Annotated in this window: 12 protein-coding genes; 9 read left to right on the forward strand and 3 right to left on the reverse strand. The window is 74.1% G+C overall.

Annotated elements, in window-relative coordinates; translation table 11 throughout:
* Positions 1-96 precede the first annotated feature (96 nt).
* The 3 genes from ACN261_RS21635 to ACN261_RS21645 are packed head-to-tail and all read left to right on the forward strand — an operon-like array spanning position 97 to position 2887.
* Complete coding sequence (locus tag ACN261_RS21635; RefSeq protein WP_421481482.1) at positions 97-897, forward strand: ABC transporter ATP-binding protein; 801 nt, start codon at positions 97-99, stop codon at positions 895-897.
* Positions 894-2300 carry a hypothetical protein gene (locus tag ACN261_RS21640; RefSeq protein WP_425851835.1) on the forward strand — a complete coding sequence of 469 codons (1407 nt, stop codon included), beginning with the start codon at positions 894-896 and terminating at the stop codon, positions 2298-2300. Before ACN261_RS21635 ends, ACN261_RS21640 begins: the two co-directional genes overlap by 4 nt.
* Positions 2297-2887 carry a hypothetical protein gene (locus ACN261_RS21645; RefSeq protein ID WP_421481484.1) on the forward strand — a complete coding sequence of 197 codons (591 nt, stop codon included), beginning with the start codon at positions 2297-2299 and terminating at the stop codon, positions 2885-2887. Before ACN261_RS21640 ends, ACN261_RS21645 begins: the two co-directional genes overlap by 4 nt.
* A gap of 85 nt (positions 2888-2972) precedes the next feature.
* Here the strand turns inward: ACN261_RS21645 and ACN261_RS21650 are convergent, their stop codons facing one another.
* Positions 2973-4673, reverse strand: coding sequence for an aminotransferase class V-fold PLP-dependent enzyme (locus ACN261_RS21650; protein WP_421481485.1), 1701 nt, complete (start codon positions 4671-4673; stop codon positions 2973-2975).
* Positions 4674-4952: 279 nt separating this feature from the next.
* On the opposite strand from ACN261_RS21650, the gene ACN261_RS21655 reads away from it, so the two are divergent.
* The gene (locus ACN261_RS21655; RefSeq protein WP_421481486.1) at positions 4953-5735 is read left to right on the forward strand and encodes an inositol monophosphatase family protein; all 783 of its coding nucleotides are present in this window, start codon (positions 4953-4955) and stop codon (positions 5733-5735) included.
* Between the two features lie 30 nt (positions 5736-5765).
* On the opposite strand, the gene ACN261_RS21660 is transcribed toward ACN261_RS21655, so the two are convergent.
* On the reverse strand, positions 5766-8378 hold the full coding sequence (locus tag ACN261_RS21660) for a CHAT domain-containing protein (RefSeq protein ID WP_421481487.1): 2613 nt from the start codon (positions 8376-8378) through the stop codon (positions 5766-5768).
* A gap of 187 nt (positions 8379-8565) precedes the next feature.
* Between ACN261_RS21660 and ACN261_RS21665 the strand changes: the two genes are divergently transcribed.
* The 3 genes from ACN261_RS21665 to ACN261_RS21675 are packed head-to-tail and all read left to right on the forward strand — an operon-like array spanning position 8566 to position 10990.
* Positions 8566-9879, forward strand: a complete 1314-nt coding sequence (locus ACN261_RS21665) for a S8 family peptidase (RefSeq protein WP_425851838.1) — start codon at positions 8566-8568, stop codon at positions 9877-9879.
* A complete protein-coding gene (locus tag ACN261_RS21670; protein ID WP_421481489.1) occupies positions 9876-10520 on the forward strand; it encodes an RNA polymerase sigma factor in 645 nt (214 codons plus the stop codon). The genes ACN261_RS21665 and ACN261_RS21670 overlap by 4 nt, the downstream gene beginning before the upstream one ends.
* 5 nt (positions 10521-10525) lie before the next feature.
* Positions 10526-10990 (forward strand): hypothetical protein, encoded by a 465-nt coding sequence (locus ACN261_RS21675; RefSeq protein ID WP_363654835.1) that lies wholly within the window; start codon positions 10526-10528, stop codon positions 10988-10990.
* A 190-nt stretch (positions 10991-11180) separates the two neighbouring features.
* Here the strand turns inward: ACN261_RS21675 and ACN261_RS21680 are convergent, their stop codons facing one another.
* Positions 11181-12209: a hypothetical protein gene (locus ACN261_RS21680; protein ID WP_421481490.1), complete on the reverse strand. Its 1029-nt coding sequence runs from the start codon at positions 12207-12209 to the stop codon at positions 11181-11183.
* A 261-nt stretch (positions 12210-12470) separates the two neighbouring features.
* Between ACN261_RS21680 and ACN261_RS21685 the strand changes: the two genes are divergently transcribed.
* Together ACN261_RS21685 and ACN261_RS21690 are read left to right on the forward strand one after the other, a co-directional pair.
* Positions 12471-13148: an ATP-binding cassette domain-containing protein gene (locus ACN261_RS21685; RefSeq protein WP_425851841.1), complete on the forward strand. Its 678-nt coding sequence runs from the start codon at positions 12471-12473 to the stop codon at positions 13146-13148.
* Complete coding sequence (locus tag ACN261_RS21690) at positions 13145-13843, forward strand: hypothetical protein (protein ID WP_421481492.1); 699 nt, start codon at positions 13145-13147, stop codon at positions 13841-13843. Before ACN261_RS21685 ends, ACN261_RS21690 begins: the two co-directional genes overlap by 4 nt.
* Position 13844 lies beyond the last annotated feature (1 nt).

The following is a 13844-nucleotide window of genomic DNA, read 5'->3' on the forward strand; positions in this document are numbered from 1 at the left end:
GACCTGACTGACCCCCACCCCTGACCTGACGCAGCGGTACGGCCACCGGGCCGGACCGCCACCCTGCCCTGGCAATTATCGAAGGAGACAGCGACGATGCGTGCGGTGAGCGCGGTCGAAACGACCACCACCACCCATCCCTGGGCGATCCACGCCGAGGGCCTCCAGGTCCGGGCCGGCCGGTACCTCGCCGTCAACGGCCTCGACCTGGCCCTGCCCACCGGCGTACACGGACTGCTCGGCCCCAACGGCGCGGGCAAGACCACCCTGATGCGCGCCCTGGCGACCGTCGTGTCCCCGGCCGGCGGCCGGCTGACCCTGCTCGGACACCCCGTCGACGGCCGTTCCGAGCTGCGGGCGGTCCGTCGTGACCTGGGCTACCTGCCGCAGCACTTCGGCTACTACCCCCGGTTCACCGTGCGGGAGTTCGTCGGCTACATGGCCTGGCTCAAGGAGATGCCCAAGGCGGGCGTCGCCGCGGCGGTGCAGCGGGCCATCGACCGGGTCGGGCTCACCGCCAAGGCCGACGCCCGGATGAAGACCCTCTCCGGCGGCATGCTGCGTCGGGCCGGCATCGCCCAGGCCATCGTCAACGACCCACGGCTCCTGCTGCTCGACGAGCCGACCGTCGGCCTCGACCCGGAACAACGGCTCGACTTCCGGGAGCTGCTGCGCGACCTCGGCGGCGACACCTGCGTGCTGGTCTCCACCCACCTGGTCGAGGACGTGGTGGCGGCCTGCACCGACGTCGTCCTGGTCAACGAGGGCCGCCTGGTGTGGCGGGGCACGCCCGAGGTGCTGGCCGCGCAGGGCGACGCGGGTCACGCCGGTGACAGCCCGGCCGAGCGGGGCTACTCGGCGCTGCTGCGTCAGCACCGTGCGGAGGCCACCCGATGAGCGGGCGGACCGCCGACACGCAGACTGCCGCCGCCCGGCGGCCCGAGGGGAAGCGGGGTGCCCGGGTGGGCGTCATGGGGATCGAACTGCGCCGCTCCGCCGCACTCGGAGCCGCGGCGATCACGGTGGTGATCGGGGTCGGGTCGCTGTACGTGGCGACCGGCCGCTGGTCGACCGGCTGGATGGCCCTGGCCCTGGCCATCCGGGAGTACCTGCTCCTGATGTGGCCGCTCGCCCTCGCGGCCGGGGCCTGGCAGGGCCGCCGGGAACACCGGGCGAAGGTCGGCGAGCTGTTCGCCACCACCGCCCGCCCCCGCACCGCCCGGATGCTGCCGGTGCTCGGCACGATGGCCCTCACCCTCGTGGTCGCCTACCTCGTGGTGACCGCGGCGGGCATCGCCTGGATCGTCAACACCGCCTCGTACGTGCCGCTGCCGAACTTCGTCGTCGTCACCGCGGTCGGCGCGCTGTCCCTGGTCGCCGCGGCGTGGCTCGGACTGGGCATCGGGCGGTTGCTGCCCGCCCTGGTGACCGCCCCGGCGCTGGCGGTGGGCGGTGTGCTGCTGGTCTTCTTCAGCACCGTCTCGACCCCGGAGCGGCTGGCCGCGGCGATCTCCCCGGCGCACGGCTCCGGCGGCTTCCACGAGTACCAGACCATCGACAACCGGGTCAGCGGCGCGCTGGCGATCTCGATGATCACGCTCGCCGTCACCGGCCTGCTGCTGTTCGTCGCCGACGGCTGGCGGCTGCGGGTGATGGCGGTGCTGCCGGTGCTGCTCGGGGTCGGGGTGGCGACGACGATCCTCCCCACCGACCGGGACATGCTCACCTGGCCGGTCGACCCGGTCGCGCGGGAACTGGTCTGCACCGACGACACCCCGACGGTGTGCGTCAGCCGGGTCCACGCCAACGTGCTCGACACGATCACCCCGCGGGCCCGGGAGGGCCTCGCGGCGCTGGCGAAACTACCGGACTCGCCGACCGTCGTGCACGAGGACACCCGCACGATCGGGTACCGCCAGGAGCAGCCGGCCGCCCGGGACGGGGTCGTCACGATCGAGGTCCGGATCGACAAGCGGGGCCGGCTCGCCCACCCCGACCTCGTGGTCCTCGACGTCGTCAGAAGCCTGGGCGTCCCGTACGACTACGACTGCCAGAACCGCAACGAGACGGTCGAACGGGCGGCGGCGTACTGGCTCATGGGCCGTGAGCCGCGCTCGGACGTCGGGCTGGTTCCCGGCATGATCGAGGAGGACCCGGCGATCACCACCGGGGCGAAGACCCTGTGGCAGGGCCTGCGGGCGCTGCCCGAGGCGGAGGCGGTGGCCCGGGTCACGGCCGTCCGCGACGCCGTGCGGGCCTGCCGGGACTCCGAGGGCCTGCTGTCCCGGAGCGCCAGGTGACCGGGACGCTGCTCTACCTGCGCTCACGCCGGGTACCCGTGGCCCTGGCCGCGGCGGTCGGCGGCGCCGCGGTGGCCTGGGTGCTCTACCGGGCCCTGGCCAAGGACCGCGACGCCACCCCGCTGCTGGTCGTGCTGACCGTCCTGATGATGGTCGCGACGCTCGCCCCCACCCTCGTCGGCCCGGACGCGAACCTGGACCGGACGGCGTCACTGCGGTGGTCCTGGCGACGCGGCGCGCACCTGCTCGCCGGCGGGGTGATCGTCCTCGCGGTACTGCTCGCCACGTTGCACACCGGAGCCCGGTTCGGGCCGGCCGCACTGGTGGTCCGTGACACCGCCGGGCTGCTCGGCCTGACCGCGCTGTGCACGAGCGTGGTCGGCGCCGCCCGGTCCTGGTTCCTGCCGGTGGGCTGGACCACCATCGCGGCCATGTACCCGCAGCAAGGCACCTGGGGAGCGGTCGCCACCTGGCAGGGCCAGCCGACCGACAGTCGGGCCGCCACGGTGATCGCGGTGGCGTTCGCCCTCGCCGGGCTGGTCGTCTACGCGGTCGCCGGCCCCGCCCGCACCGACCCGGCGGAGTAGCGGCTCGGGCGTCCGGCGGCGGGCAGGAACCGCCGCCGGACGCGGCGGGGGACGACCGGGCGGCCGGGCGGGGCGCGACGCCCGGTCAGCGCGGCGACGCGGCGGCGGTGCAGGCCGGCGGGAGGTGGAACCAGCGCAACGCCTCCACGCCGGCCGGCAGACCGGTGGGCCCCTCGTCGACCTGGTCCCGGCGGCCGGCCAGGATCTCCCGCGCCTCGTGCAGGTAGCCGGCCAGGGCATCCTCCCCGGCCCGACGCCGGCGCGCCGCCGGCTGCTCCCCGCCGGTCACCAGCCGGGCCAGGTCGGCCAGGCCCACCGACCGGCCCGGCCCCCGGTGGTGCTGCCACAGGCCGGTACGGGCGTCGAAGTGGTAGTCGGCCAGCAGCCGGTGCCCCTGTCGGGCGACCAGGTCGACGGCGTCGATCAGGTAGTCGGCGACCTGGTCGGACAGGAAGTAGCCGAAGGTGATCCGGGTCCACCCCGGCTTGATCCCCTCGCACCCCCGGGCGATCTCCACCCGGAACGCCCGGGACCGTTCCTCGTCGATGCCGAGCAGGCGGTGCCCGTACGGGCCCGCGCAGGAGCACCCACCCCGGGCCTGGATGCCGAACAGGTCGTTGAGCAGCGCCACGACGAAGTTGTGGTGCAGGTGGCGGGCACCGTGGCGGATCTGCACCGACACGATGGGCAGCCGCCGCGCCCGGGGGTTGCCCAGCACCACGATCCCCGGGTTCGTCGACCAGCGGCGTAGCGCCCGCGACCACAGCCGCTCCTCACGGTCGGCGATGACGTCGGTGCCGACGGACTGCTTGAGGGCGAACACCAGGCCCGCCCGGATCGACTCGACGATCGCCGGCGTGCCACCCTCCTCACGGGCCACCGGATCGTCGAGATACCGGTGCCCCACCGGGTCGACGAACGCCACGGTGCCGCCACCGGGGACCACCGGAACCCGGTTGCGCATCAGATCCCGCCGCACCACCAGCACGCCGGGGGTCTGCGGGCCGCCGACGAACTTGTGCGGGGACAGGAACACCGCGTCCTTGCCGTCTGCGGCACCCGGCGTCGACTCGCCCATCCGGATCGGCACGTACGGGCCGGCGGCCGCGTAGTCCCAGCACGACAGCGCCCCGTGGGCGTGCAGCAACGCCGCGACCGCGTCGGTGTCGGACAGGATGCCGGTGACGTTCGAGGCGGCGGAGAAACTGCCGACCCGCAGCGGGCGGTCCGCGTACCGGACCAGCCGCTCGGCCAGCTCGGCCCGGTCGATGTGCCCGTCGGCGTCCGCACCGATGACGACCACGTCGGCGTACGTCTCCCGCCACGGCAGCTCGTTGGAGTGGTGCTCGTAGGGGCCCACGAAGACCACCGGGCGCTGCTGCGGGGCGATGGCGTCCAGCAGGCCGTGGCGGCGCGTCGGCCCGTCGGGCAGCCGCAGTTCGAGCACGCCCACCAGCTTGTCGACCGCCGCCGTCGCCCCCGCACCGCAGAAGATCACCGCATGGTCGTCGGTGCCGCCGACGGCGTCGAGGATCGTCCGCCGGGCGTCCTCCCGCAACCGTCCCGTCGCCCGGCCGGTGGCGGAACTCTCGGTGTGGGTGTTGGCGTAGCGGGGGAGGACCCAGTCCCGGACGGTGTCCTCCACGAAGTCCAGCGCCCGACCGGAGGCGGTGTAGTCGGCGTAGGTGATCCGGCGTGGCCCGTACGGGCCGTCCAGCACCTCGCCCTCGCCGACGACCCCGTCGCGGATCCGCGCCAGCAGCCGCTCTGTGTCGACCGTACCCATGTCGCGCTGCCTCCCCACGGCGATGGCGACGGGGCGGGTCGACGGGATGTCGGCGAGCGTCGGTTCCCCGACCGCTGTCCACAGTGTGCCCGACCGGCCGGTCCTGCCGCTCGCCGCCCGGTGTCCGGGGTCCGACGCCGCCACCCGGTCCGGGGCGGCCCGGTGTCACCACCGGCGTCCGGCCCGCTGCGGCACCTGCCGCCCGGGTCCACCTGGTGCCGGCGCCCGTGCGGGTGCGACGATCTCCACCGGCCCTGCCGACGACCCGAGGAGGACGCGATGGCGACCGCTGCCGAGCTGGACGACTGCCGGCGGGTCGCCGAGGAGGCGGCCCGCCTCGGTGGCCGGGAACTGCTGCGGCGCTTCGGCGACCACGGCCGCGTCGACTACAAGACCGCCCCCACCGATCTGGTCAGCGAGGCGGACCGGGCCAGCGAGACGCGCATCGTCGAGCTGCTGCGTGCCCGCCGCCCCGGCGACGGCATCCTCGCCGAGGAGGGCAGCGACCACGTCGGCGACTCCGGGCTGCGCTGGGTCCTCGACCCCCTCGACGGCACCGTCAACTACGTCTCGGGGATACCGTTCTGGTGCGTCAGCGTCGCCTGCGAGCAGCAGACCCCGGACGGCTGGCGGCCCGTCGTCGGGGTGGTCCACGACCCGGTCCACGACGAGACCTTCTGCGGCGTCCGGGGCGGCGGCGCGGCCCTGAACGGCACCCCGCTGACCCGGCGCGCCGGTGTCACCCTCGGCGAGGTCGTCCTCGCCGCCGGCTACGCCTACGACGTCGCCCACCGCCGGGTGCAGGCGGCCGTGGTCACCGACCTGGCCGGTGACGTACGCGGGGTGCGGATGCTGGGCTCGACGGCGCTGGCGTTGGCCTGGATCGCGGCGGGCCGCTGCGACGCCTACGTCGAGGACCGCACGTTCCGCTGGGACTGGGCGGCCGGTCAGGTGATCGCCGTCGAGGCCGGCGTCGCGGTCGAGGTCAGCGGCAGCCGGGTGCTCGCCGCGCCACCGGAGCTGATCGACGGCCTGCGTCCCCGGGTCGCGGCGCTGGGGTGACCCGCACCGGCCGCGCTGACGGTCGGGGCGTCACCCGGCACCGAGACAGACGAACGCCGCCGCCGTGGCCGCGGCGGTGCCGTCGCCGCAGGCGACGAAGGCCCGTTGGGCGTCGGCGAGCGCCTGCGCCGGGCGTAGCCCGGCCCGCATCCGTCGGTGCAGGTCGAGCATCAGCGCGGTGGTGGGGTCGGCCGGCACCGGCAGCACGGTGGCGACCAGGCACCGGGCACCCAGTCCGAGCAGCACGGCGGTGAAACCCATGACCTCGTCGCCGGGGCGGACCCCGGTCAGTCCCGAGTCGCACGCGGACAGCACCACACAGCCGGGCGGACGGGTGACCCGCTCCCACTCGTAGGCGAACAGCGGTCCGTCGGCCAGCTCCAGGGTGGAGAACTGCGGATTGTCGGCGCGGAAGGTGCCGTGCGCGGCGATGTGGACCAGACCGGCCCCGTCGAGCGCCGCGGTCAACGCGTCGGCGGTGGCGTCCGCGCCGGTGAGCAGGGTCGCCCCCGGCAGCACCTGCGCGAGCCGGCCCACCTCGGCCTGACCCGCCGGCAGGCGCGGCCCGCAGGCCAGCACCGACGGCCCGGCCGAGGGTTCGCCGTCGTCCGCCCGCAGCCAGGCCGTGGCCGACGGGGCGACCGTCACGGCACGCCCGGCGCAGGTCGGCAGACCCGCCCAGGCCACCGCGTGCAGGGCCCCGACCGGCACGATCACCAGGGGACGGTCGCCGAGGTGCCGGCGCAGCGGATCGAAGAGCTGCCGGTCCAGTGCGGCGGCGGCGTGCCCGGCCCCGTCCCGTGCGGTCGCCGTGTCGCCGGTGGTGACCAGCCGGCGCAGCGCGAACCGGTGCCACCGGGTCAGGTGCACCGCCTCGGCCAGCGGACCGAGGTCGTGCAGGCTGGCCCGACCGTCGCGGACCAGCACCGCCCGCAGCCGGTCGCCGTGGGCGACCAGCTCGACCAGCACCCGGGCGCCGAGCCGTCCGGCGAGCACGCCCACGCCCGGCGGTTTCACCACACCGGTCCCACCTGGCACCCGGCGGGCCAGGTCCCGGATGCGCTGCTCCAGCCGCGCCTGCCGGCCACGCAGGGCGTGCGCCGGCCGGCCCGCCAGCACCTCGTCCTCCAGCAGGCTGCTGACGAGCCGCAGTTCGGTGAGCGCCGCGAACAGGTCCGGGTCGTCCGGGGGCAGCGCCGGACGCATCCGCAGGGTGTTGGCCCGCCAGCGTTCGGCCCAGGCCAGGGTCCGGGCCGGGGAGCCGGCCCGCACCGCGATGTCGAGACCCTCGGCGGCCAGTTCCCGACCGTACGTGCCGCTGTGGGCGCGCAGCTCCGTGGCGCCGAGCGACGTGCGGTGCCGGTCCAGCACGGCCAGCCCCCGCCGCAGCGCCCGGGCCGCCCCGGCGTCGTCACCGGTGAGTCGACGCGACCGGGCCAGGGCGTACCAGCCCTGGGCGCGGCGGGAGGCGGTGCCCCGACGGCGGGCCTGCGCGGCCACGTCGAGCAGGCTCACGGCCCGGTCGACGCGACCCGAGGCGGCGGCCAGCAGGCCGGCTTCGAGGCGGGTGGTCAGCGCCGGCCCCGGCCACCCGGTGGCGTCGAGTTCGTCGGCCGTCCGCACCATCGCGGTGAGCAGCGCCGCCGTCCGGGTGCCCCGGCGGAACTCCGCGCGCAGCTCGACGTGCCGGGCGAAGGCGGCCCAGGTGCGGCGGCCCTGACGCCGGAACCTGACCCGGGCCTGGGCTGCGGCCGCGGTCGCGGTGTCCAGGTCGTCGGCGAGCAGCGCGGCGCGGGCCTGGGCCAGCAGCGCCTCGGCGAGGTCCGAGGCCATGCCCCGGCGGTGCAGCTCCCGTACCGCGGCGGCGGCCACCCCGACCGCCTCGTCGAGCAACGGCACCGACAGCAGCAGCTCGAACCGGTCCAGCAGCAGCGCCGGACGCGGGACGGCGAGCCGGCGGTACTCCTCGTCGACGTCGGCGAAGCAGCGCAGCGCGACGGCGATCTCGCCGCGTTGCCCGGCGGCGATGCCGCTGTTCCACCTGGCGTCGGCCGCGGCGAGGTCGAGCCCGAGCCGGTGGAAGACCGCCGCCGCCCGGGAGAGGTCGTCGCCGGGGCCACCTGAGGCACCCCGGTGCGCGTTGAGCAGTCCCCGGTTGTTGCGGGCGCGGGCCTCCAGCAGCGGATCGTTCTCGCGTTGGGCGATGTCGATGGCGATGCCGTAGTCGCGCACCGCCTCGGCGTAGCGCCCGCGGTAGTGCAGCACCACCCCCCGCTGCATCCGGGCCCGGCCGGCGTCGGCACCGGTGAGCTGGGGCAGCGCGGCGGTCACCGCCCGCAGCGCGGCAGCGGTACGACCGGCGTTGGCCAGCACGTACCCGAGGCTCATCCGGGCCAGCGCCCGGGTACGGGGGGTGCCGGACACCCGTACCGCCCGGCGCAGGTGGCGCAGCGCGCCGGGCAGGTCGTTGAGTTCGCGCAGGGCCAGCCCGATGGCCCGCTCGGCGGTGGAGCGCTCGTCGTCGTCGGCGGTCTGGCTGGCGAGCACCCGCTGGGCGATGCTGATCGCCTCGGGTGGGTATCGCTGGACGGCGTCGAGCGCCGCCTGGGCCGCCGCGGCACCGCAACCGGTGCTGTCGGGCATGCCCTAGAGAGTCCACGACGAACAGCCGCGAGTCAACGTCGAGAATCCATCGCGGGAATGTCGTCAATGGGTGTCCTGCTCGGTTGCCCTAATTGACAAGCGGCGATGGTGCGGAATAATTGGCGGTCGGGGAATTCACCGCGCCCGCCCTCGGTGGGCACGCTTCTTTCACGAGCATGGAGGATCCGTGCCGCCGTCTGACCACCCCACCGTGCCGGATCCGGGCGGCCCACTGTCCCGACGGCGGATCCTGACGCTGTCCGCGCTGGCCGTGGCGGCGCCGTTCGGTGTATTGCCGCGTCCGGCCCCGGCCGCCGCCGGCGATGCGGATGCCGACGCCTACCAGAAGGCGTTCGAGGCCGCCCTGGCCGCCGACCAGAACGTCCGCCGCTACACCGCCCCCGGCCGGGAGATCCTCTACCGCCCCCGGCAACTGCTCGCCGCCGCCGCCGACGCCAAACGGGTCGCCACCTGGCTGCGCGCCCACGATTATCCGGTGACCGTCGGCACCGGATTCGCCGGTGTCACCCGGCTGCTGTTCGACCGGGAGACCGACATCCCCGGCGTCGTGCGAAAACTGCGCGATCCCCAGCAGTGGCCCGGCCAACCGGTGCCGGCGGTGCAACCCCACCACGTGCTGCTCGGGCTGGGCAACATCATGGGGAACCCGGGCACCCCGCCCCGCTCCGCCCCGGCGCTGCCGCCCCCCGACCCGACCCGGCTCGGTGAGGGCGCCGGCGTCACCGTCGGCATCTGCGACACCGGGATCTGGCAGCAGGCCGGCGCGTGCCACCCGCAGTGGCTCGGCGGGGCGTACCTGCCGCAACTCGACGACGAGGACCCGCTCTACGTCCACACCGACGTGCTCGCCCCGCAGGGCGGGCACGGCACCTTCGTCGCAGGGGTGGTCCGGCAGGCGGCCCCGGGCGTACGCGTCGACCCGGAACTGGCCCTGGACCCGACCGGGGTGGGCGACGAGTCGACGGTGGTGGCCGCCCTGAGCCGGCTCGCGCCGCAGGTCGCCGTGTTCAACCTCTCGCTGGGCGGCTACACCCTGGACGACCAGCCGTCGCTGCCACTGGCCAACGCGGTGGCGGCGTTGCCGGCGACGAGCGCCGTGGTCGCGGCGGCCGGCAACGCCGGCACCAGCCGACCACTCTGGCCGGCCGCCCTGGACCGGGTGGTGGCGGTCGCGGCGGTCAGCCAGACGACCGGCGGCCCGGTGCCGGCGGCCGACAGCTGCTACGGACCCTGGGTGGACGCCTGCGCCGTCGGCGAGCGGCACAGCACCTACGTCGAGGGGCAGCTCCCCCTGCCCGGCAGGCCGGCACGGCAGTTCCACGGGTTCGCCGTCTGGGCCGGCACCTCGTTCGCCACCGGGCACGTCTCCGGGCGGCTCGCCGCGATGATGACCGCCGGGGGCCTCAGCGCGGACGCGGCGCGTGCGAGCCTGCTCGCCGCCCCCCGTTGGCATCCCGACTACGGGGTGCTCGTCGGATGAGCCGGGTCGACGCCCCGGGCGGTGACCCGGCGACCGGTGCCAGCGCGACCAGCCTGCTGTCCGCCGCCGCCCGCGGCGACGAGTCGGCCTGGGCCGAGCTGGTCCGCCGGTACACCCCGATCGTGTACGCGGTCATCCGCGCCTACGACCTCAGCCGGTACGACGCGGCCGACGTCAACCAGACCGTCTGGCTGCGTCTGGTGGAGCAGCTGGGTCGGGTACGCGAACCCGAGGCGCTACCGGGCTGGCTGGCCACCACCACCCGCCGGGAGTGCTACCGGCTGTCCCGGGTGAGCCGCCGGTCCCACCCCGTCGACCCGTACGACCAGGCACTGGAGGGCCAGTACGGGCTCTCCCGGGAGCGGGCGGCGATGGCACCCGCACCGGACGACGAGTTGCTGCGCGCGGAGCGCCGGCAGGCGTTGCGGGCGGGTTTCGTGCAGCTCCCGTCGCGCTGCCAGGCGTTGCTGGCGCTGCTGACGGCCGACCCGCCGGTGAGCTACCGGGAGGTCGCCGAACGGCTGGGCGTGCCGATCGGCAGCATCGGCCCGACCCAGGCACGATGCCTGCGTAGGCTGCGGGAGTGTCCGGCGATCGTCGAGTTTCTCGGAGCTTCCACCATCGGTACGAATCGGGGGTGAACCGGATGGAGCCGTGGCCGCCTGCGGATGACGAGGCGCTGACGACGGAGCTGGGTGCGGCCCTGTGGGACACCGGGCCGGTCTCGGAGGCGTACCTGAGCGCGGCCCTGGCCGCGTTCACCTGGCGGACCGCCGACGCGGAACTGGCCGTCGCGGAGCTGACGTTCGACTCGGCGGTCGACGCCGAGTTGGCCGGCATGACCCGTTCCGCGGCGTCCGCGCGGACGCTGTCGTTCCGGGCCGGGTCGGTGCTGGTGGAGATCGAGGTGACCGACGCCGGGATCGTCGGCCAGCTCTCCCCGTCCGGTGGCGGGCGGGTCAGTGCCCGGACGGCCGCCGGCACCTACGACGAGGCGTCGGTGGACGCCGTGGGCTTCTTCTCGCTGGGTGTCCCGCCGCCGGGCCCCGTCCAGCTGTGCGCGCGCACCGTCGGGTACGCGGTGTCCACCGCCTGGGTCTGTCTGCGCTGACCTCGGTCCGACCGTGGTCGTGCTGGCCGCGCTGCTGCGCCGTGATCCGGTGCCGCACGCGCGGTGCGCCGCCCTCTCGACGGCGTCCGACAGTACAGTCGGCGTCCCGTGCCCGGTCGTGGCCGCGACCCACGACGGTGGGGCGCGGGCCGCACGGCCCGCGCCCCACCGTCCTGCGGTGGTGACGGTATTACCCCCGCTGCTCGCCCGCCAGCAGGTACTGCACCCCGCCGAGGTCGGCCCGTTCGGTGCCGTCGGCGTCGGGCCCGAACTGGGTCACGTTGAGCGCGGTCTCCTTGGTCAGAGTCGTGTCGGCCGAGAAGCCCAGGGAGAACTCGAGGCGCTCACCGGGCTTCAACAGCAGCCCGCTGATGGTGGCCCGCCCCGGATCGACGATCTCCAGCTCGGTCTTGCCGACCTGGCGGACTCCCGTGGCGACCTTGCCGGTGGACTGCCAGCGCTCGAACAGGGTCGGGCCGAGGTCGACGAAGACCCGGGCGCCCTGGGCCTGCTCGGCCGGCTGGGTGAAGACCAGGTCGTTCTTGGTCTCCGCGGCGGTCACGTTGCCGATGGCGAACGGCCGGACGACCCGGGGCCCGCCCGAGACGAGTCGGACCGAGTCGACGTTGCGCCAGGCGACGTTGTTGTTGTACTGGGTGTTGACGCTGGTGCTCGGCCCCTCGAAGGTCATCGGGTCGGTGGGCGAGACCCAGCGCGCCAGCAGGCAGAAGTGCCCCGGTCCGGGCACCCCGGTCCACGGGATCGTCACGGTGGTGACGCCCGGGTAGACGGGCACGCTGACCGCGCCGATCTGGGTCCAGTGGGTCGGCCAGGTGGCGCCGCCGCCCGGGGTCGTCCGGTAGACGCGCAGCACCCCGTTGTCGATGCCCGAGCCGTACGGTCCGTTGTTGCGCAGCTTGATGAAGAGGTAGTTGGTGACCCCGACCCTCGGGTTCTGGCTGGTGGAGCACTCCACGGCCGTCGGGCAGACCTTGATGTCGGGGCTGGCCCACAGCGGGCTGTACGAGTGCGGCTGGATGCCGGTGTCGGCGGTGACGTCCTTCATGTAGACGTCGGTGCGGGCCGCCGCGGCGGCCTTGCCCTGCGGTGCCTCGCCGGGTGCCGCGGCGGCGGCGGTGACCGCCAGCAGCCCGGCCAGCGCCGCGCCCGTGAGGACGGCCAGCGTCGAGCGGCGGACGCGCTTTCCTACCTTGCCCATGACAGGTTTTCTCCCATCGGCGGGGGACGTCGAGTCCGGCGTGTTGCGATGCCGTGTCGACGCGATGACGTCGTTGAAGAGCCGTGAACGTGCCGGGAAATACCGTCGCGGGGTCGGCCGTCAGATGACGCCAGGACCGGCAAATAAGACACTCATCGATGTCTGGCGCGTATGCGCCCCGGCGGGGTGCCACCGGAACGACACGGTCATCCGGGCGTGATCGCGACCACTGCCGGACGTAAGGTGTACTAGGGTGCTCCCATGGATCTGAGTGACAGCGCCTCACCGGTGACAGCCACCCGGCACGGTCCAACGGAGGGCGACTCGTCGACACCGATCCGGCTCCGTGCGGCGAACATTCACCAGCGGTACGGCAAGAATCATGTCCTGAAGGGCGTCGATCTGACGGTCCGTGCCGGCGAGGTGGTCGCCATTATCGGCGCCAATGGCTGCGGAAAGTCGACGCTCATGAGGATCTGCGCCGGTCTGGTCAGCCCGTCCAGTGGTGTGGTGGAGGTGGACGAGAGCATGGCCTACTGCCCTCAGCAGGCAGGACTCATGGGTTACCTGACCGCCGACGAGCACTTCGCGTTGTTCGGTGCCGGGCACGGAATGGGTCGGAGCGAGGCTCAGGCCACCGGCCGGCAGCTCGCGAAAAGCCTGGCCTGGGACGGCGGCATGACAACGCAGGCCAGGCATCTCTCCGGCGGCACCCAGCAGAAACTCAACCTTATTCTCGCCGCGCTGACCGATCCCGAAATCCTGCTGCTCGACGAGCCCTACCAGGGTTTCGACCGGGGCAGCTACATCGATTTCTGGGACTGGGTTCTGCAGCGCCGCGACGCCGGAAAGTCGACGCTCGTCATCACCCACATGTTGAATTCACTCGACCGGGTCGACGCCGTTCTCGACCTCGGAGCGAAGGCCGCCGAGTCATGACCAAGCTGCTCACCGTCGCGGAGATGATGGGTCGGGATCTCGCCCGGCGGCGGGTGGCCCTCGCGCTGCTCGCATTCGTCCCCCTGCTGTTCTACCTGGCCCGGCACGACGGTAATCCCGAGAAGGCGATCCGCTTCGCCGGTCTCGGCCTGGCCTGGGCGGTGAGTACGGCCGGCCTCTTCCTGAGCAACACCACCAAGGCCGTGGAGCGGCGGCTGCGCCAGATCGGCTACCGGCCGGCGCACCTCTACCTCGGCACGCTCACCGCGCTGCTGGCCCTGGGTGCCGTACTCGCCACGGTCTACTGGGTGCTCATCTATCTCGACCAGGACAACCTGGCCCGGCCCGGCGCGGTAGCCATCGAGTTCGGGCTCACGGTGGTGGTCGCCGCCCCGCTGGGCCTGCTGATCAGCGCCGTCGCCCCCCACGATCTGGAGGGCACCCTCGTCCTGATCTCGATCACCGGATTGCAGTTCCTCGTCGAGCCGGACCAGAAACTCGGCAAGGCCCTGCCGTTCTGGTCGACCCAACAGGTCGGGACCTTCGGTCTCGACGGCGGCGACCCGGAGTACCTCCGCAAGGGCCTGCTGCACGGCGCCCTGTACTGCACCGGCCTCGTCCTGGTCACGGCGGTGCTGGCCAGCGTGCGGCTACGGCAGCGCAGGCACCTGCGGATCCGGGCGGCCGTCCGGTAGG

Origin of the sequence: Micromonospora sp. WMMD723, from assembly GCF_049863385.1 — a bacterium.
In the GTDB taxonomy this organism is placed as follows: Bacteria; Actinomycetota; Actinomycetes; order Mycobacteriales; family Micromonosporaceae; genus Micromonospora; species Micromonospora wenchangensis.

Excerpts from the sequence above, each read along its gene's own strand:
- ACN261_RS21635 (WP_421481482.1), top strand. The coding sequence starts at position 97 with ATGCGTGCGGTGAGCGCGGTCGAAACGACCACCACCACCCATCCCTGG.
- ACN261_RS21685 (WP_425851841.1), top strand. The coding sequence starts at position 12,471 with ATGGATCTGAGTGACAGCGCCTCACCGGTGACAGCCACCCGGCACGGT.
- ACN261_RS21675 (WP_363654835.1), top strand. The coding sequence starts at position 10,526 with ATGGAGCCGTGGCCGCCTGCGGATGACGAGGCGCTGACGACGGAGCTG.
- ACN261_RS21655 (WP_421481486.1), top strand. The coding sequence starts at position 4,953 with ATGGCGACCGCTGCCGAGCTGGACGACTGCCGGCGGGTCGCCGAGGAG.
- ACN261_RS21680 (WP_421481490.1), bottom strand. The coding sequence starts at position 12,209 with ATGGGCAAGGTAGGAAAGCGCGTCCGCCGCTCGACGCTGGCCGTCCTC.
- ACN261_RS21690 (WP_421481492.1), top strand. The coding sequence starts at position 13,145 with ATGACCAAGCTGCTCACCGTCGCGGAGATGATGGGTCGGGATCTCGCC.
- ACN261_RS21670 (WP_421481489.1), top strand. The coding sequence starts at position 9,876 with ATGAGCCGGGTCGACGCCCCGGGCGGTGACCCGGCGACCGGTGCCAGC.
- ACN261_RS21660 (WP_421481487.1), bottom strand. The coding sequence starts at position 8,378 with ATGCCCGACAGCACCGGTTGCGGTGCCGCGGCGGCCCAGGCGGCGCTC.
- ACN261_RS21640 (WP_425851835.1), top strand. The coding sequence starts at position 894 with ATGAGCGGGCGGACCGCCGACACGCAGACTGCCGCCGCCCGGCGGCCC.
- ACN261_RS21650 (WP_421481485.1), bottom strand. The coding sequence starts at position 4,673 with ATGGGTACGGTCGACACAGAGCGGCTGCTGGCGCGGATCCGCGACGGG.